The 17,129-nt window shown below is 58.9% G+C and carries 14 protein-coding genes and 1 pseudogene; 7 read left to right on the forward strand and 8 right to left on the reverse strand.

The annotated features are described in order from the left end of the window. The first annotated feature begins 6 nt into the window (after positions 1-6). Positions 7-1,968, forward strand: coding sequence for a hydantoinase B/oxoprolinase family protein (locus AC1Q6Z_RS26900; RefSeq protein WP_492649907.1), 1,962 nt, complete (start codon positions 7-9; stop codon positions 1,966-1,968). A gap of 234 nt (positions 1,969-2,202) precedes the next feature. Here the strand turns inward: AC1Q6Z_RS26900 and AC1Q6Z_RS26905 are convergent, their stop codons facing one another. The 4 genes from AC1Q6Z_RS26905 to AC1Q6Z_RS26920 form a co-directional block, all read right to left on the reverse strand. Then, positions 2,203-3,111, reverse strand: coding sequence for a LysR family transcriptional regulator (locus AC1Q6Z_RS26905; protein WP_151654472.1), 909 nt, complete (start codon positions 3,109-3,111; stop codon positions 2,203-2,205). A 305-nt stretch (positions 3,112-3,416) separates the two neighbouring features. Further along, entirely contained in the window at positions 3,417-4,283 is an 867-nt protein-coding gene (locus AC1Q6Z_RS26910; protein WP_151653962.1) for a TniQ family protein, read from the reverse strand. Next, a complete protein-coding gene (locus tag AC1Q6Z_RS26915; RefSeq protein ID WP_151653960.1) occupies positions 4,280-5,161 on the reverse strand; it encodes a TniB family NTP-binding protein in 882 nt (293 codons plus the stop codon). Before AC1Q6Z_RS26915 ends, AC1Q6Z_RS26910 begins: the two co-directional genes overlap by 4 nt. 12 nt (positions 5,162-5,173) lie before the next feature. After that, positions 5,174-6,790, reverse strand: a complete 1,617-nt coding sequence (locus AC1Q6Z_RS26920; protein WP_151653958.1) for a TnsB C-terminal domain-containing protein — start codon at positions 6,788-6,790, stop codon at positions 5,174-5,176. Positions 6,791-7,177: 387 nt separating this feature from the next. Between AC1Q6Z_RS26920 and AC1Q6Z_RS26925 the strand changes: the two genes are divergently transcribed. Continuing rightward, positions 7,178-7,744 (forward strand): RHE_PE00001 family protein, encoded by a 567-nt coding sequence (locus tag AC1Q6Z_RS26925; protein ID WP_232375875.1) that lies wholly within the window; start codon positions 7,178-7,180, stop codon positions 7,742-7,744. A gap of 119 nt (positions 7,745-7,863) precedes the next feature. On the opposite strand, the gene AC1Q6Z_RS26930 is transcribed toward AC1Q6Z_RS26925, so the two are convergent. The 3 genes from AC1Q6Z_RS26930 to AC1Q6Z_RS26940 form a co-directional block, all read right to left on the reverse strand. Further along, positions 7,864-9,618, reverse strand: a complete 1,755-nt coding sequence (locus tag AC1Q6Z_RS26930) for a thiamine pyrophosphate-binding protein (protein WP_137935221.1) — start codon at positions 9,616-9,618, stop codon at positions 7,864-7,866. Positions 9,619-9,922: 304 nt separating this feature from the next. Then, the gene (locus AC1Q6Z_RS26935) at positions 9,923-10,660 is read right to left on the reverse strand and encodes an aspartate/glutamate racemase family protein (protein WP_137935222.1); all 738 of its coding nucleotides are present in this window, start codon (positions 10,658-10,660) and stop codon (positions 9,923-9,925) included. A gap of 43 nt (positions 10,661-10,703) precedes the next feature. Further along, entirely contained in the window at positions 10,704-12,413 is a 1,710-nt protein-coding gene (locus tag AC1Q6Z_RS26940) for a GMC family oxidoreductase (RefSeq protein ID WP_137935223.1), read from the reverse strand. A gap of 345 nt (positions 12,414-12,758) precedes the next feature. Here AC1Q6Z_RS26940 and AC1Q6Z_RS26945 point away from each other — a divergent pair, with 345 nt between their 5' ends. Then, on the forward strand, positions 12,759-13,703 hold the full coding sequence (locus tag AC1Q6Z_RS26945) for a LysR family transcriptional regulator (protein ID WP_137935224.1): 945 nt from the start codon (positions 12,759-12,761) through the stop codon (positions 13,701-13,703). Between the two features lie 30 nt (positions 13,704-13,733). Here the strand turns inward: AC1Q6Z_RS26945 and AC1Q6Z_RS26950 are convergent. After that, positions 13,734-14,084 (reverse strand): annotated as a pseudogene (locus tag AC1Q6Z_RS26950) (aldehyde dehydrogenase family protein); the annotation flags it as partial. A 93-nt stretch (positions 14,085-14,177) separates the two neighbouring features. Here AC1Q6Z_RS26950 and tnpA point away from each other — a divergent pair. The 4 genes from tnpA to AC1Q6Z_RS26970 all read left to right on the forward strand — a co-directional run bounded on the left by tnpA (position 14,178) and on the right by AC1Q6Z_RS26970 (position 17,124). Continuing rightward, entirely contained in the window at positions 14,178-14,576 is a 399-nt protein-coding gene (gene tnpA / locus AC1Q6Z_RS26955) for an IS66-like element accessory protein TnpA (protein ID WP_137935546.1), read from the forward strand. Continuing rightward, entirely contained in the window at positions 14,573-14,920 is a 348-nt protein-coding gene (tnpB, locus tag AC1Q6Z_RS26960) for an IS66 family insertion sequence element accessory protein TnpB (protein WP_137935547.1), read from the forward strand. Before tnpA ends, tnpB begins: the two co-directional genes overlap by 4 nt. A gap of 65 nt (positions 14,921-14,985) precedes the next feature. Beyond that, on the forward strand, positions 14,986-16,590 hold the full coding sequence (gene tnpC / locus AC1Q6Z_RS26965) for an IS66 family transposase (protein ID WP_137935548.1): 1,605 nt from the start codon (positions 14,986-14,988) through the stop codon (positions 16,588-16,590). Positions 16,591-16,671: 81 nt separating this feature from the next. Continuing rightward, on the forward strand, positions 16,672-17,124 hold the full coding sequence (locus AC1Q6Z_RS26970) for a hypothetical protein (RefSeq protein WP_137935549.1): 453 nt from the start codon (positions 16,672-16,674) through the stop codon (positions 17,122-17,124). Positions 17,125-17,129 lie beyond the last annotated feature (5 nt).

A 17,129-nucleotide genomic window follows, 5' to 3' on the forward strand; every position in this document is an offset into this window, starting at 1 on the left:
ACCAAGATGCTGACCAAGCCAACTCTCGATCCCGTCACCTTCGAGGTGCTGAAGAACTCCTTCATCACCTCCGTGGACCAGATGGCGGAGCAGATCCTGCGCACCTGCTATTCCTTCGTCATCTACAACCGCGACTTTTCCAGCGCGCTGCATGACGCGGAAGGCAACTGCGTGGCGCAGGGCAACCAGGACATCGCCGTGCATGTCGGCACGCTCCACTTCACCTGCAAGGAGGTGATCCGCGCCTTTGCCGGCGACATGCATCCGGGCGACGTCTACGCCATCAACGACCCCTATGCCGGCGGCACCCACTTCAACGACGTGCGCCTGATCCGGCCGATCTTCCACGATGGCGAGGTCATCGCCTTCTCGCAGTCGAACGGCCACTGGTCAGACCTCGGCGGTTCGGTGCCGGGCTCCTTCGACGTCAGCGCCACCGACATGTTCAGGGAAGGCATGCGCATCACCCCGGTGCGCCTGTTCGCAAAAGGCCGCTTCTGCGAGGACGTCGCCCGGATGATCGCTTCCAACACCCGTGACCCGGCCTCGATCATCGGCGATATCCACGCGCAGGCACAGGCCACGCAGGTGTGCGAGCGCGAAATCCTGCGCCTTGTCGCCAAATATGGCGTCGACACCATAAAGCTCGGCATGGCCGCCGTGCAGGATTATGTCGAGCGCGCCATGCGCCAGCGCATCGAAGCCCTGCCGGACGGCGAGTGGGAAACACAGGACTTCATCGATCAGGACCCGGCCGGCGAAGAGGGGCTGATCCCGATCAAGGTGAAGCTGACGATCAAAGGCGACCGCGTCAGCTACGATTTCAGCGGCTCTCACGCCACCATCGGCTCGATCTACAATTCCGCCTTCGGCTCCACCTTCTCGGCGGTGGCGGCGGGCATGAAAACCTTCTTCCCCGACCTGCCGCTGAACAGCGGCTTCTACCGCCTGTTCGACATCACGGCACCCGAGGGCTCCATCGTCGATGCCAGATGGCCGGTGGCGGTGACGGGCTTCCTGATGCCGTTCGAGAAGATCATGAACGCCATCTACGAGATGTGGTCCAGGATCCTGCCCGAGCGCGCCATCGCCTGCGCCTTCAACCTCGAATATCTGCTGACCGGCGGCCGCGACGCGCGCAGCCCCGAAAAGCCGATCTTCATGTTCTACGACTGGCTGCCCGGCGGCTGGGGCGGGCGCAATGGCCGCGACGGCTGCAACGTCACCACCGCCTGCTTCGGCACCGGGCTGATGGCGCAGCCGGTGGAAGGTCAGGAGCGTGCCAACCCGATGATGACCACGCGCTTCGAGGTGCTGACGGATTCCGCCGGCCCCGGCAAATGGCGCGGCGGTGCCGGCGTGCAGAAAACCTCCGTCATGCTGGAGGTCGAGAACACGGTGATCTCCTACATCTGCGACCGCGAGCGCGCCGTGGTGTGGGGCATCGAAGGCGGCCTGCCGTCCATGCCGCATGGGCTGACGCTGCGCCGCCACGGCTCGGACAAGCCCGAATGGCTGGGCTCGGTGTTCTCCAACGTCGCCATCGGGCAGAACGACGAGTTCGGCCGCCCGACCGCCGGCGGTGGCGGCTTCGGCGATCCGCTGGAGCGCGACCCCAAGCGCGTGTTGCAGGACGTCATCGACGATTATGTCTCGGTGGAGCGCGCCGCGCTGGACTATGGCGTGGTCATCACCCCTGTCGATCCCGAAATCTGCGAATACGAGATCGATGCGGAGGCGACGAAAAAAGAGCGCGAGCGCATCCGGGCCGGACGCAGCGGCTGGATCGCAACCCCGCCTGAAGAGGTGGCGGCCCTGTTCCAGGCCGGAAAGATCAATGCGCTCGATGCGGTGCGGCGCTATGCGGTGATCCTCGACTGGGACAAGGGCACGCTTCTGCCGAAATCCACGGAGCAGTTCCGCGAGATGTACCACAAGCGCACCGCCTCCCGCTGGGCGGCAGCCTGAAACAGCCTCTCTCCATTCCGCCGGACTTCACGGTCCGGCGGCAGGATTTACGGGCGGCAGGGATGCCGCCTGCCGCGTCGGGGACGCCGCTCCGGAGTTTCCCCCGACCTGCGCCAGCAGATCAGGTCTGCATGCTCTTATCCTGCATGATGGAGACATGTTTCCCTGCGGTGAAGCTGTCCTTGCGGAGGAGGAAGCCAGCCCCGTCACCGGCGGCGGCTGTCTCTCCGATGCTTAGCGGAGGTTGGTTTCCGAGACATATCTCTCCAGCAGCGCCTTCAGGGTTATGGCGGCGGCGGGCAGGGCTGTGTCGCGTTTGCTGATCAGGAAAACGTCACGGCCGATGCGGTGCCCCTCGATTTCCCTGAAGCCGATGGAACCCTTGCGCACGAGTTCCGCCACGAGCCGTGGCACGATCGATATGCCCATGCCCTCGCATATCATGCCTTCGATCGCCTGCCAGTCCGAAAGCTCGTAGCTTGCCTGCTGCATGGCGGCTTTCAGTTCGGGATCGCGGTCGATGATCTGGCGCATGCCGCCACCCTCCGCCCAGGCAATGATGGATTGCCCGCGCACTTGTGAAGGCGATACCGGGCTCCGTTCAGCCATGATGGCCATGTCGTTGCGGCCGATCATCACCAGCGGGTCGTGCATCAGTTCCTGATGTGTGAAAATCCCTTCCTGCTCGCAGGTCGACACGATCCCCAGATCCGCCTCGCCGATTTCCACGCGCTTGCGCACTTCGCTCGACAGGCCGGACAGGACGCGGACCTTCAGGTCCGGGCGCGTGCGTGACACTTCTTTCAGAAGGCTCGGAAAGAAGACGGGAATGATGGAGGTGACGGAGACGGCAATCGTCACCTGCCGTCCGCGATCCTTCAGTCCCCGGCGCAGCTCCCCGATGGTCCGGTCGAAATCCGACAGAACGCGGTCGGCGATCGCCGCGACCCACTCGCCCTCCTTCGTCAGGCTGACCCGACGCGTCGTCCGGTCCAGCAGGGTGGCGCCGAGCCCGTCCTCGAACCGCTTTATGGCAATGGAAAGAGCAGGCTGCGAGATCGACAGCTGCTCGGAAGCAATGCGGAAATTGCGGCAGATCGCGATTTTCTGGAACACCCGCAACTGCCTGATGGTCACGTCCATACCCGCTTTCCTCCACTCGCATTGGCCCCAAAGGTGCCGCTTATTAATAAACAAACATTGTTAAAACTGAAATTCAACAAATTGGACAAATGGATTTGCACGCCTCAGTCTGAGGTCATCAGCTGCCACTTCCGGCCGGCTGCCAAATATTGAACGAAAGCATGATCGACAAATTTCACACTTCTGCCGCCGATGCGCTCGGCCATGTCGAGGACGGTTCGACTGTCGCTTGCCACCTAAACGCAAGAATGCGCCGGTTTGGGTCGATGTGGGCAGTTAATTTGAGAATTCCGACGTTCCGATTCTCAAATTAAGTGCATCTGTAAAGAGGTCCGCGGCTTGGAAGCGTGGGCGATCATGTTCTCGGCAGCGAGAGTGAACCGGGTCCTGTTCTCACCCATCATGTGACCGCGCAGCATTCGGAGCATCTCCGGTCCGGCAAGCTCGACGATGGCTACTCCCGCCAGCAGTGCCGGCCGCAGGTGAAGCGGCAGGATTGGCCTTGCAGGCGAAGGCAGATTTTCCTCTTGGTGGGCGACGACATCGTCGAAATCGGGAACGATTGCGCCGAGCACCCGGAAGCGCCAGAGGTCGTGCTCGCGAGGGAAGGGTCTCGGCACACGTCGCATCAGCAGGAGCCGGGCTATCTCGGCCGGCGATGTCCAGGTTCCGGTACCGCGCTCGGCTTCATCGTCGAGGAGCTTCTCGCCACGAAGAGCAGCACCGCGATAATGCTTGAAAGGGGAGGGGCGTTGGTGCCCGCTTTCGTCCCGAAGCAGGTGTCCACAGACGGCGCAGGTGAAACGCCACCCCAGCAGCTGGCTTCGCAGGATCGGTCTTTGTGTCATGTGATCTGAGCTGCAGATCAAGCAGCTCTGCGTTGGTCTGGAAGCAATGAACCGATGCAATGATTGCGCGACATTGGTGAAGGTCATTCGTCGCACAAGGGCCGGCTCGGTGGCGAACATCCTGGTGATGCGGATTTCCTGAGCATCTGTCAGATGAAGATCGGCTTCCCGCAATGAGGAGGCGTCCGGCAAGCAATGTTGGAGCATGACGAGCGGCGGTACCGCGTAGAAGCAGGCATGGCGACTGATCCAGGATGACAGGAGCTCATCAGGTTGCGGAGGGAATATCACCGGCAGCCGCCGCGGAATTGTGCCCTTCTTCATGCGAACGCCGCCTCGGCATCGAATTCCGGCTCCCACATGTCAACCATCTCATCGGAGATGTGCTCGCGGCCGCTTTCGATTGCGTCCACCGCAAGGCTGTTGACCATATGGAAGATGTTGGCGGTGATACCCTCAGTGATCTGCAGGATCCGACGCAGCGATTTCGGCGTGAGCACCGAGGGCCGGCGCAGCGGCGTGTTGCGCAGGATCGATGCCACCAGTGTCTCGAACTGCTCGTTGGCGGCCCATCTGCCCAAGGTCAACTGCTCGAACCGGCGCGCAAGCTGAACGTCCCCGCCAATCGCTTCTCGGGCCTCGTTGACACCGAAGCAGACCAGCGAGATCTGGAGACGGTTGCTGAGGAAACGCAGCGTGTTCAGGACAATGCGCTGCTCACGATAGGTCCCGGCGAGGATGTTGTGCACTTCGTCGATAACCAGCACCTGTACGCCGATGGCTTCCATGATGCGCAACGCAGCCTGCTCCATCTGGGCGATGTCGGCGCGCGGCCGCTGCGGCGCGCCGAGAAGGGTGAGCAGTTCGGCATAGAAGCGCCGCTCGCCAGGCCGGCTGGTCATTTCCATCGCGAGCACCGGTGTCTTTAGCGAGCCCGTCACCGAATTGAAGCTCGGTGGGTGCTCGTCGCGGAACCGCTTCATGATCATCGTCTTGCCCATGCCGCTGTCGCCGTAGATCGCGACCGAAGGCATGCGCGTGCCGCGTGGATGCTCGAGGAGTCGGCTCAGCCGATTGAGGGCCTGCTTGGCGCGCGGGTAGAGCACCCAGCGACGCGATCGTATCGCGCGAATGCGTCGCTCGTCCGTTTCGGACAGCAGAGCAGCGGCGTTTGTGGTCAGGTGAGAGACATCATCTTCCATATTCACTCCAGCTCAATCCGTATCCTCGACAAAGGGTATGGGTTTGCTGGAATCAACGCCGCGGAGCGAGCCCCATCCGCGATCATCCACCTTCGATTTCGACGCGCCGGCCGTGCCGCGCCGCGCCGCCGCCGTCTTTCTGGTTGCCGTGTCGACCAGTTCGCGCTGCGCCATCGCGGTGCGGACAATTGCACGAGTGTCGACTTCACGGTGGCCTTTTGCCAGCAAGGTGCGTCGGGCGGTCACCGCCTCGTGTTGGGTGATCGAAGGCAATGTCACATCGGCATAGCGGGCTTCCACGAAGTTTCCCGATGGCCGTCGAACGAAGATGCGCGACATGTCACGCGGATCGTATTTGACAAGCAGTCGCCGGTCCGCACCCCCGACATCGGCGCTGAGTGCTGCCGACCAATAGCGCAAGCTGAACAGATGAATGCCGGTCGGCCGTAAGGTTCGCTCGTGCTCGGGGAGGAAGTTGAGCCAGAAGCGAAGCCGATCCTGTGGCAGCCGAAGCGGGATGTCACCTTCCTGTTCCCGCCAGACCGCAATGGGCGGCCGGCCAAGGCTGCTGTGGATCGACTGATGATATGAGCCGACAATGTCGAGGGCGATGTACCGCTCGAGCTCCCGCAGTGTCAGTGCCGCGTGCCGCTTCGAATTGTAGTCACCGAGCTCCTGCTCGTTGCTGAAAGTCGTTCCAGGCAACAGGTGCAGCTTCCCCATCTGTGTGCCGATCAAACGCTCGATATGGCCGCCGAAGCGTGGCTGGCCGGGTGGTCGCCATTCGATCGCGATGCCGGCGTCCTGGCATCCTCTCTTGAAGGCCCGGCTGCGGAAATCTGGACCATTGTCGACATGCAACATTCCTGGCAGTCCCGCGACGGGCCACGGCTCGGCGATCTCACGCTCCCGCAGCCATGCTGATTTATCGAAGACGGAATGCAACAGACACAGGCTGGTCGACAGCCTGGATGGTGCATCCATCGTGAGATAGAAGCCGGTCACCATCCGGCTGCAGATGTCCATCGCCAAGGTCAGCCACGGCCGGCCGATCGGCTTCCGGGTCTCCTCGTCGACGACAAAGATATCGGCCTTGGTATGGTCGATCTGAACTACGTCCAGGGGACGCTCGACCTCGAATGACCCGGGAACCGGTGTCGTTGTCTTGACAACCTTCTGTTCTCCGCGCCGCTTCGCGCGCTTCTTTAGGTCGATATCCCTGACCCGGACCAATATCGTACGGCGATGGGGTGGTTTGAGACCTGCCGAGATGCAGTTCGTGTGTATGTCGCGAACCAACTGCGAAACAGTCGGGCGGTTCTGGTTCAGGTAGTGCGCCTTGATCGCCGCACGGATGATCTCCTCCCGTTCTCCGTCCAGCGTACGATGCCCCTCTGGCCTTCCTCGCTTGCGATCCACCAGGGACAGTACCGTCCCGCCGCTGCGAAACAGCTTGATCAGGCGATAGGCTGTTGCCTGGCTAAGGCCGAGTTCCGTTGCGAGTTCCGCAACCGCTCCGGCACCTCTACGGCTGGGATGGCGTCTCAGAAAACCGCGGATCGCATCCGCCCGTCGGCACGCTTCCTCCCAAAGTGGCTCGTCAATCTCGTCGGGAAATAGGTCGCTCATCTAGGCTCACGAAGTGAAAAACACCGAGAACCTGATTCTCACATTAAGTGCACAAATCCAAGCCAAATTATCAATTTAACTGCACTTTATCAAGTTAAGTGCCATCCCAAGCGCCTGAAATCATTGACCCGGGATTCGCAGAATTTAATGGCAAGCAACACAAGTCCGCCTGTACCACGCCGGCGATGCCGAAGATGCATACGCCTCTATAGAGGTGGGCCCGGCGGCGGCGGTACAAAACGATGTGGCGGAGAACAGCGGAGCCGGTGACATTGCCGACGATCCGATGACAATGGAGTTGGCGGCGATCAACGCCTTGCTGGTCCGCTCCGAGTCGGTGATTGTCGCGGCGAAGGCGCCGGCGCGCGGTAATGAGGGCGACCGTTCGTGTATGATGTGGACTGGGACGAGAACGCCCGTCTCGATGAATCGTGCGCCGTTCTAACAAAAATCAACGACATGCCGCCAGTGCTTCAGACCGTGCTGGCGCTTGATGCCTGGAATAATCTCGCCCTCCTGCAGCACGCGCCCTGGCTTGGTCGGCTTCTGGCCCCGTCCCTCCTGCACCAAGCGGGCCTCAGCAACGGCGGGCATCTCTTCGCCCTCAATATCGGCCTGAAGATCGTGCCCGTCGAGTGTCGTCGGCATCGCGACCGCAACATTCGTCTTTCGGCGATCCTACATGGTTTCGCGGTGGCTGCCGAACTCGGGATGAGGGAGCATGACCGGCTGACTTTGGCGCGTACCATGATGGAAAGGCGTCTTGTCGGTCGGCGCACTTCGTCACGCCGACCGGGGCTAATCGATCTGCTCATAGCGCAGCCGCTGGTCTCGGCCGAGATGGTCGCTGGCAACTTGGACGTCACGCCGCGGGCGGCACTTCGGCTGATTGATGAGCTCGGTCCATGTGAGATTACAGGGAGGAGCAGGTTTCGAGCGTGGGGCGTGATTTGATGGATATTGAATCTCTCCGTGGACGCCACTTTCGATGCATTCCGGCAACCTCGATGCCGTAACCGATCATGGCGTCCACGGCCGAGGTCTGCACGGCGCTGAGTTTGCAAGCGTGGAGTTCAGAAATAGCGGACTTCTTCAGCTTCGATGCTGAGAGGGTCCTTGCCTCTTTTGTTCAGCCAAGAGTAAACTGGTGGTACACGGTCCGCGATTGATTCAACATGGATATCGATCAGGCAAGGCCCCTGGTGATAAGCAAATGCTGCGGCGAGGGCCGAATCCAGTTCACGGGAATTGGTGGCCGTCCATGCCTTTACATCGAATGCCTCCGCGATCGCCTGTCCGCGCGGCGGGAGGAAGTCGACTCCAAAGCACTGATTGTGGCCCTTCAAGCGATGGAGCCCTTTGATCCATCCAAACGTTCCGTTGTTGAAAAGCAGCAAAATGGCGGGGACCTGCAAGCGGACGAGAGTTTCCAGTTCTCCGACGGTCATGCCGAACGACCCGTCACCAAACATTCCGATCGGTCGGCACTCCTTGTCGGCAAACCAAGCGCCAACGGTCGCTGGAAGGGCGGAACCGAGGCCACCGAATGCCCGAGGAATTGCGATCCGGGTACGATTGTCCTTGAGCCTCAAGAATCGTGTCATATGAGGAGTCGGTGTTCCAGCGTCCGAGTAGATTCGGGCCGGTTTTCCATATGCGTCAAGTGCCTCGTTGAAGCTACGGACAGCTCGCTCCGGCCGTAGCGGCGCGGCTTCCGAATTAAGCAACATCTCGGCATTTTCCCAGAAGTTGGCACGGAGCGTGTTGAGCTCGTCAACCCAATGCTGAGTCCGGGAAGCGTCGTTATCGTCGGGGGCCATTTCGAGCAATTTCCGCAGGACCAACTGCGCATCTCCCTGCACGGAAACGACGTTTTCATAGTTATTCGCCATCACCTCCGGATCGATATCAATCTGCGCAACGCGTTTGTTCAGGGTTACCTTCGGAAAGGTCCAACCGATGGTTACGACCGAACCCATTCGGGATCCAACAAAGAGGACGAAGTCCGCATGTTCAAGCGACCAGTTTGCATGCGGATGGAAGCCATTGTCACCAATCACCCCGACAGCGAGGCGATGGTCATCCGGCATGGTGCCTTGACCGGTCATGGTTGTGCAGACTGGTATGTTCAAACGCTCCGCCAGTTCCGTTATCTCAGTTCCGGCACACGAGCGATTGACACCGCCGCCAGAAACGATCAGCGGCCGCTTGCTGCTGGTCAGCAACGACATGACCGCTTCCAGCTTATCAGCCGGTGGAAGCGTCGGGTAAGCCGGGAAGGTCATGCACTCATGTTCGACATGCAAGGAAATCCTTGACGGATCGATTTCAGCGAGGAGCATATCTTCCGGGATCTGCAGATGCACGGCGCCAGGCTTGCCGGAGCATGCGACGCGGAATGCCCGTCTGATGATCTCCGGAAGCTTTTCCGGCGACTTGACCTGCACCGACATCTTCGTGATGGGATCGAAGAGGCGCGCGCAGTCCAGCTCGGTCAAGACGCCACGCCCTTCACCTGGGAGGGGAATGTCGATCGTCAAAAGGATAACGGGAACCGACGACATGTTGGATTCTGCGACCGGCGGCAAAGAATACATGGCCCCGGCTCCGGACGGGCACTCGAATACACCCGGCTTACGCGTGAAGCGCCCGTATGCATCGGCCATATAGCCGGCGGAACGTTCGTCCCTCGCCATAACGTGACGGATTTTTCCTTCACGTTCCTGAAGAGCCTCATAGAGCGGGACGTTTGTATCCCCAGGAACACCGAAGATAACCTCGACGCCGTAGCCGATGAGCATCTCCACCAATATGTCTGCACCACGCATCGTTCTCTCCTTCAGTATTCGTTATAAGATTCAAAGAATTGACTCAGCTTGGGAGCAGTTTAGGAGCCAGACCCTAGGCCTATTAGAGGCGTCATCATCGGGATCACGACCTCAGTCGAAGTCGCAGCAGCAGACCAGTTTTGGACACAACTCCTCATCGCCGCTGCCTACAATGGCCGCGGCCCCTCCGCGCGTCGTCTGTTCATGACAGGGATGTGCATTCGCAGCACATCTGTTGGTCAACGTGAGATCATTCTAGTCTAGCAGACCCGGCTGAGCAGGAAGACCCCCTTAGTGCTCACGGCTAGTAACCTCCCCGGAAATGGGACCGCACACAGCTAGCGCGCACATAATTGATCATCGTTGTGAAATCGAAGACAGGGACATGAATCTGATCCTGAAGCGATTTTGCGTATGGCGGGAGGTTCGAGCACTCGAGCAAAATGGCGCCAATGGAAGGATGCTGATCGATTAGCCCCACCCCGATAGCGACAACCTCCTGGCTGACAGCTTCCGGATCGATGTCCCCCATTTCGTCAAGGATCGCATGGCGAAATTCCGACTGCTTCTGCATGCCTCCGACGAATATCTCCCGGTCCTGCGCTGGAAAAGCCTTGCGCAGCATATCGTCCGTTAGGCTGCTGGAATTAGCACATATGATCCCTATCGACTGGGAGGGGGGCAGGAGTGCCGAAATCAAGGGCAATTGCAGCAAGCTTGACATCATCACCGGAACATCGACAGCTTTTCGCACTATGTCTTGGAAATGCAGCATGTAGCCGCAATCGCTCGTGATTGCCTTGACACCCTGCCGCTGGAGATGGAGTGCAGCGTCCACGATATTTTGAGCGAGGCTTAGATCCCCCTCCTCAACAAGACGCTTGATCGTCACGTCGGGGACAAGGTGATACAGAACGGGGAAGTCGTAGGTGTAGGCGTTCCCGACATCACCAGGGATGAACGGGTTGAAGCAGTCGATCATCAATATCCCAATGTCGTGACCGTAGCTTATCGCTCCTTGCCTTCCCTTCAGACGTTTCATGTCATCCTCGATCCCGTTTTCGATTCGGCCAGCTCAGTCGTCACTATGCCGCCTGCTGAATGTGATCGGCCATCTTCTCGGCGATCATCATCGTGGAGAGGTTCGTTGTCGCGCAGGGGACCGAGGGCATGACCGATGCATCGACGACCCACAGGCCTTCGACTCCATAGACCTTTCCGCGAGAGTTGACGACAGCCGCCTTGTCGTCCGGTCTACCCATGCGGCAGGTTCCACAAGCATGCCAGTCGCCCTGCACCCCGGTGCGTATCCACTCCTCGAGACTGTGCTCGTCATTCAGTACTTTATCGAGGGTGAAACGACTGTCGATCGCCTTGCCGAGAACGAAGTTGCGAGCCATTCCGCCCATGTCGAGAAAGCTGGCGGCGATCCGGGTCTTGACGTCGTTGATCCAGGTCTTTGCCGCGAGATTCCTGAGCGAGTCTGCATAGATGCCGGGCCAGAACGTTCGAACATAGTCATTAACAGGAGCGCTTGAAAGAATACCGCTTACCCACCGAGCCGTGGCCTTCATACGGTTCAAATCACGAATATCGGCGAGATAATTGAAGGCCACGAGCGGGTGCTCATTGGGGTTCTTGCTGCGCAGTTTGACGAATCCTCTCGAATAAGCCTTGTTCGGGCCGAAATTGACCATCGCAAGGCGCTTGCCAACCTCGCTCCAAGCAAACCGACCAGAAACAGTCAGTTTCATATCGGTTGGTGGGCAGCCCTCGTAGCCCGAGCTCCAACGCATATGCATCAAAAGACTGCTTTTTACGTAGTCGTCCATCATGCCCTTGGGGTCGAGATACACAGCGAAGCCGATCAAGGGATGGTCCTGCAGGTTCTGACCGACGCCCGGCCGATCGGCAACTACATCAATACCCAGTTCGCGAAGGTGTTCGGCTGGCCCTATGCCTGTCCGCATCAACAGCGCCGGCGAGTGCAGGGCGCCGGCCGACAGGATCACTTCTTCCGCGTGGATTGTTTCGGTCTTCCCCTTTCTGCGGAGAACAACGCCCTTCGCAACCCTGCCTTCGAGAAGGATGGATTCAACATGGGCTTCGGAGACAATCGTCAAGTTCGAACGCCGGCGCGTCGCCTCGTCGAGATAGCCTGCGGCCGAAGACACGCGATGATCGTAGACATTGTTACGGGTAAACGGAAAGCAACTGTCGATCGGTTCGGCATGACAATTGTCCACGTAAGGGATTCCCTTGGTCGCAACGCCTTCCCTCATGGCAAGCGCAAACTTGCTCCAGTGCTGAGGAAAGGTCCGTCGAATAGGGATTCGTCCTGCCGGCTGCCCGCTTACGGCGGGAAAGTCGATGTCGTTCTCCATTTTTTGAAAGTATGGTTCGCAGTCTCGGTACGACCATCCATCCGCTCCGAGCTTTTCCCATTCGTCGTAATCAGATGGAAGCCCACGAATGGCAACCTGGCCGTTGACCGTCGATCCGCCGCCCATGACGCGCGCCTGTTCGTAGCGCCTTGGTTTCATGTCTGCTTCTATCTGCTGCGGCGACCGGTTACCGACCGGGTCTGCGTATGCTGTCAACTCGGTCCAGTAACGGTTGGGCTGGAAATAGTCTGGGAGAAATGCATCGCCATAAACCGATCGCGGCACGTCTTCTGGCGGGGTATCGGGACCAGCCTCGATCAAGCATACATTATGCTTCCCGGTCTCGGAGAGTCGGTTGGCGAGGACGCATCCGGCGGAGCCGCCACCTACGATCAGATACTTGTATTTCATTGAAATCCACTCGTTTGCCGGAGACCAAATTCCATGCCGGTCGGAAGTATGGAGATAGCCGACAAGACCTTCTCCGACGCCGTGCGCGGGCAATGTGTGGAGCAGGCTAGCCGCTTGAGAAATCGAGCAGAATACAAATATGCGATGCCCTTGTAGGGGAAACCTTGGAACTTTGGCCGCGTTGGCGCGAATTGCTATCGAACGCAAGCCGCGATCTTTCTTGTAGTCATTTCAAGGGGCTTTTGCTACCAAACTTGGCGTGAACCAGTGGGGCAATGCAGCATCTCCAGGCGCTCGAACGCGCCCGGATATAGAACAAATGCCCATCAAGGAAAATGTTTCTCAATGAAGAATGTCAGCCTGACCCTCGTCCAAACGTTCCATCTGGTCGCGAAGGAAGGTTCTTACTCTGCCGCCGCTCGAAAATTAAATATTTCCTATCAGTCTGTAGCTAATCATATTCGTCGTTTCGAACAGATACTCGGCGAGAGATTGGTCGTGTCGGAGCAAGGCGCAAAGACAACGGTTCTGACCGCACGCGGTCGCACGCTTTACAATCTGCTTGTACCAGAGCTGGACGCGATGTTGAGCCGTCTTAACGAGCTCATCGATAAGGAGCGTCCCGTCATTCGTTTCGGCATGCCGCAGGCGATCTTCTACTATCTTTTCCAACCCATCATTGGCGAATTCAGTTCCACATATCCGGAAGTTCAGATCGTTTGCTATGAACGCGACGTAGCATTGGTGGAACTGGTGAAGACCGGACAGGTTGATGCCTTTATAACGGAGCGGCCGTTCATTGGTGATGAAGTGGTGCAGCACGCGCTCGGCAGTTACAAACTCGCCTTGATCTACCCGATGGACTGGCAATCGCCAGACGAGTTTGCGTCAGTTGCGGACTGGGCTGATGGGAAGCCCTACGTTACGTTTGAGCCCGGTCATATGTTGCGGAACATGGCATTGGACCTCATGCGCAGAGACGGGAAATCGCCGAGAGTTGCGATTTCGACATCGTCGAGCTCCAACGTTAAACGCTGCGTGGAGACAGGGCTCGGCTTTACAATACTGCCTACCTGGACGCTTGAAAGCGCGCGCTCGCACCTTGCGGTTAGAGTTTTAGAAGAGGTGCAGGATATCCCGGTCTATTTTGGGGAATCGAAATATCTCTCCCAAAACCCCTACATCTTGTTGCTCAAAAATCTCTGTCAGCAGAAATTCCCACAGCTCTTTGAGATCAATCACGACTACGGTGACATGCCAATATCCTCGGAAACTGCCGGAAAGCCATAGAACCGTCGTCTATTCCGGCACAGACGTTCCTCAAGCGTCGAGGCCGACCTGCGTAGCGAACTTCACGGACAGATAAGCATCAAGGCCTTCCGTGCCTCCCTCGGAGCCAAAGCCGCTATCCTTAACGCCTCCAAACGGATGCTCCGGCAGACCCAATCCATGATGATTGATCGATATCATGCCCGCCTCGATTCGGTTCGTAAGCGCGGCCGCTGTTTTCGCCGAAGAAGTGTAAGCGTAGGACGCAAGACCATAGGGAAGGCGGTTCGCTTCCATCAAGGCGTCATCGAAGTCGTCGAACGAGTTTATAAGGGCCACCGGGCCAAAGGGCTCGACGTTGCGAGCCTTGGCGTTGATCGGTGCGTTGACAAGGATCGACGGTAAGCGTCCGGTGAATCTGCCTTTGAGATTTCCCGCGAACACCTGAAGTTACGTCACTAATTCCGTCATTAGAGACGTCATCAGGGATGAACTATGGGCCGCATGGAGATTTTGACGGGCGTCGAGCGTCGACGCGACTGGTCCGACGACGAGAAGCTTTCGATACTGCAGGAGGCTGCCGAGCCGAATGCCAGCATTGCCGACGTCGCGCGGCGGCACGATGTCAAACCCCAGCAGATTTATGCCTGGCGGCGCAAGTTCGCGGCCGAACAGTCGGAGCCGGTGGTCTCCTTTCTGCCGGTCGCATTGATTGCCACGGAGACGAGCAACGAAGCGGAGCGACCCGCCTCCGTCGACAAGCCTGCGGCAAAGCGGTCGGCACGCCCCATGCGGATCGAGATCGGTTGCAAGGGCGGCCGCGTCTTGAAGGTCGAGGCCAACATTGCGGCTGACGTCCTGAAAGCACTGATCCGCTCGGTTGAAGACGCATGATCGCGCCCGGCGCAAATGTACGCGTCTATCTCGCCTGCGGTGTGACGGACATGCGCAAGGGGATCGATGGCCTGATGGCGCTGGTGCAGTCGTCACTTCGCCAGAGGCCCGCGTCGGGTTCGGTCTTCGCGTTCCGAGGCCGTCGTGGTGATCGTATCAAGCTACTGTTCTGGGATGGTCAGGGTTTCTGCCTCTATTACAAGGTCCTGGAGAAGGGCCGCTTTCCCTGGCCGTCCGCGACCGATGGCACGGCCCGGCTGACGGCGGCGCAGTTGTCGATGCTGTGGGAAGGTATAGACTGGCGGCGTCCTTCCTGGACCTCTGCGCCGACACGGGTCGCGTAAGACAGATGCGAATCTTTACAGATAGATAAGTGGCAATCTGACGCCAAATCAGCTACAGTTTTGGCATGGAAACGAGCCCTTCGATCCTGCCGGATGACGTCGATGCGTTGCGAGCCATTATCGCTGCGCAGGCCGATCAACTGGCAGAACAGGCTCGAAAGCTTCAATCCCGCGACACCCTGATCGACAAACTGAAGGCGCAGCTTGCGGTTCTCAAGCGGGCACGGTTCGGCTCGTCCTCCGAAAAGATGGACCGCGCCATCGAACAGCTCGAACTGGCGTTGGAAGATATCGAGGCGGCCGAGGCGGAAGCCATGGCCCCAGCATTGTCGTCGACTGCCGGTCCGGCAAAGGCCAAGCCGAGCCGCCAGCCATTGCCCGATCATCTGCCACGCCATGACGTGACGCACCAGGCAACTTGCGCATGCCCGGTCTGTGGCGGCTCCGACTTCATCCGTGCAGGCGAAAGCGTCAGCGAAGTTCTCGACTATGTCCCGGCCTCATTCCGTGTCGTGCGCCATGTCCAGCCCCGCTTCACCTGCAAGGGCTGCGATACGCAGATTAAGGCCGACATGCCGTCGTTGCCCATTGAACGCGGCAAGCCGGGACCGGGGCTGGTTGCCCATGTGCTGATCGCCAAATATTGCGATCACCTGCCTCTTTATCGCCAATCCGAGATTTATGCGCGGGAAGGCGTCGATCTGTCCCGCTCGACCATGGCCGACTGGATCGGCAAGGCTAGCACATTGCTGGAGCCGTTGCTGGCGAAGCTTCGAGACCATGTGTTCGCTGGCCATCGACTTCACGGTGACGACACGCCCGTTCCAGTTCTGGAGCCAGGCAAGGGCAAGACTAGGACCGGGCGGTTGTGGACCTATGTTCGCGACGGTCGTCCCTATGGTGACACGATCCCACCTGCAGTCTGCTACTTCTTCAGCCCGGATCGTAGAGGACTGCATCCCCGGCAGCATCTCGCTACCTTCTCCGGCGTGCTGCATGCCGACGGTTATGCTGGCTTCCGTGATCTCTACGAGCCACACAAGCCAGGCGGCCCACCGACCATCCTGGAAGCCGCCTGCTGGGCGCATGCAAGACGCAAGTTCTTCGATCTGACGACTTCAGGAAAAGCGCCGATTGCGGAGGAAGCGCTCCGTCGGATTGGCGAACTCTACGAGATCGAGAAGACTATTCGTGGGGAGCCGCCAAACGTGCGGAAAGCTGTGCGGCAGGAAAGAGCCAAGTCTAAGGTCGAAGCCCTGCGATTATGGCTGGACGACAACCTCAAGCGCCTGCCGCAAAAATCCGGGACGGCGGAAGCGAGCCGATATGCGCTTTCCCGTTGGAAATCGCTCTGCCGTTTCCTCGATGACGGCAGTATCGAGATCGACAATAATGCTGCCGAACGGGCAATCCGGCCGATTGCGCTCGGCCGCAAAAACTGGCTGTTCGCTGGCTCGGACAAAGGCGGCGAACGTGCTGCCGCGATCCTGTCGCTGATTGAGACTGCAAAGCTCAACGGCCTCGACCCGGAAGCCTACCTGCGTGCTGTTCTATCCCGGATTGCGGACCATCCGATCAACCGAATCGATGAACTCTTGCCTTGGAATACAGAGATTGCCGTGACGTCGGACTTTCCGACGCAAGGCAAGGTGCACATCGCTTTTGCCTGACGCCGCAAATTATTCTTATGTCCAAGCTCAACATTCCGAATCTTGGCTGTAAAATTGAATTGAGAGAGCAGGAGATATGAGATGCAAGCCGAGACCTTCTACTTTGATGACGCGAGCAGCGTTGACTTCGACAAAACCACCGCTATCGAGGTCATCGCAGATATTGCTTATGTGAACTCGGATTTTTTTGCCCGGGACCTGGCTGTACAAGATGACCCCAGAGGACCGACCGGCGAAGGGGCTGCGCTACTTGTGCCGCACGCCGGACTTCGCACCATCAGGCTTGCCAAAGGTGGAGAAAAATTGTCCCGGGCCGACATCGGTGCTTGGGATGACCTAGTGAACAATCATCTACTTCCTTTCCTCGACCGACAGATAGCCGATCTCGAAGCAGAGAAGAGCGCCACGCCCGAGTTCGAACAGCCCTACGCGCTGCTTGCGGCGAGCATTCGGTCAAAGCGTGAAGCGACCGCGCGGCAGCACAAGGCATTCATGAGTGGCTTCGACATCGCTTCGAAATCCAGACAACGCTGACAGGA

The organism is Shinella sp. GW835-FHT14H05 (assembly GCF_058793575.1).

What these genes read in the sequence shown, in the direction of transcription:
- AC1Q6Z_RS26900 (WP_492649907.1), top strand. Translation starts at nt 7, where the DNA reads ATGCTGACCAAGCCAACTCTCGATCCCGTCACCTTCGAGGTGCTGAAG.
- tnpC (WP_137935548.1), top strand. Translation starts at nt 14,986, where the DNA reads ATGGAAACGAGCCCTTCGATCCTGCCGGATGACGTCGATGCGTTGCGA.
- AC1Q6Z_RS26940 (WP_137935223.1), bottom strand. Translation starts at nt 12,413, where the DNA reads ATGAAATACAAGTATCTGATCGTAGGTGGCGGCTCCGCCGGATGCGTC.
- AC1Q6Z_RS26920 (WP_151653958.1), bottom strand. Translation starts at nt 6,790, where the DNA reads ATGAGCGACCTATTTCCCGACGAGATTGACGAGCCACTTTGGGAGGAA.
- AC1Q6Z_RS26915 (WP_151653960.1), bottom strand. Translation starts at nt 5,161, where the DNA reads ATGGAAGATGATGTCTCTCACCTGACCACAAACGCCGCTGCTCTGCTG.
- AC1Q6Z_RS26910 (WP_151653962.1), bottom strand. Translation starts at nt 4,283, where the DNA reads ATGAAGAAGGGCACAATTCCGCGGCGGCTGCCGGTGATATTCCCTCCG.
- AC1Q6Z_RS26945 (WP_137935224.1), top strand. Translation starts at nt 12,759, where the DNA reads ATGAAGAATGTCAGCCTGACCCTCGTCCAAACGTTCCATCTGGTCGCG.
- AC1Q6Z_RS26970 (WP_137935549.1), top strand. Translation starts at nt 16,672, where the DNA reads ATGCAAGCCGAGACCTTCTACTTTGATGACGCGAGCAGCGTTGACTTC.
- AC1Q6Z_RS26930 (WP_137935221.1), bottom strand. Translation starts at nt 9,618, where the DNA reads ATGCGTGGTGCAGACATATTGGTGGAGATGCTCATCGGCTACGGCGTC.
- tnpA (WP_137935546.1), top strand. Translation starts at nt 14,178, where the DNA reads ATGGGCCGCATGGAGATTTTGACGGGCGTCGAGCGTCGACGCGACTGG.
- AC1Q6Z_RS26935 (WP_137935222.1), bottom strand. Translation starts at nt 10,660, where the DNA reads ATGAAACGTCTGAAGGGAAGGCAAGGAGCGATAAGCTACGGTCACGAC.
- tnpB (WP_137935547.1), top strand. Translation starts at nt 14,573, where the DNA reads ATGATCGCGCCCGGCGCAAATGTACGCGTCTATCTCGCCTGCGGTGTG.
- AC1Q6Z_RS26905 (WP_151654472.1), bottom strand. Translation starts at nt 3,111, where the DNA reads ATGGACGTGACCATCAGGCAGTTGCGGGTGTTCCAGAAAATCGCGATC.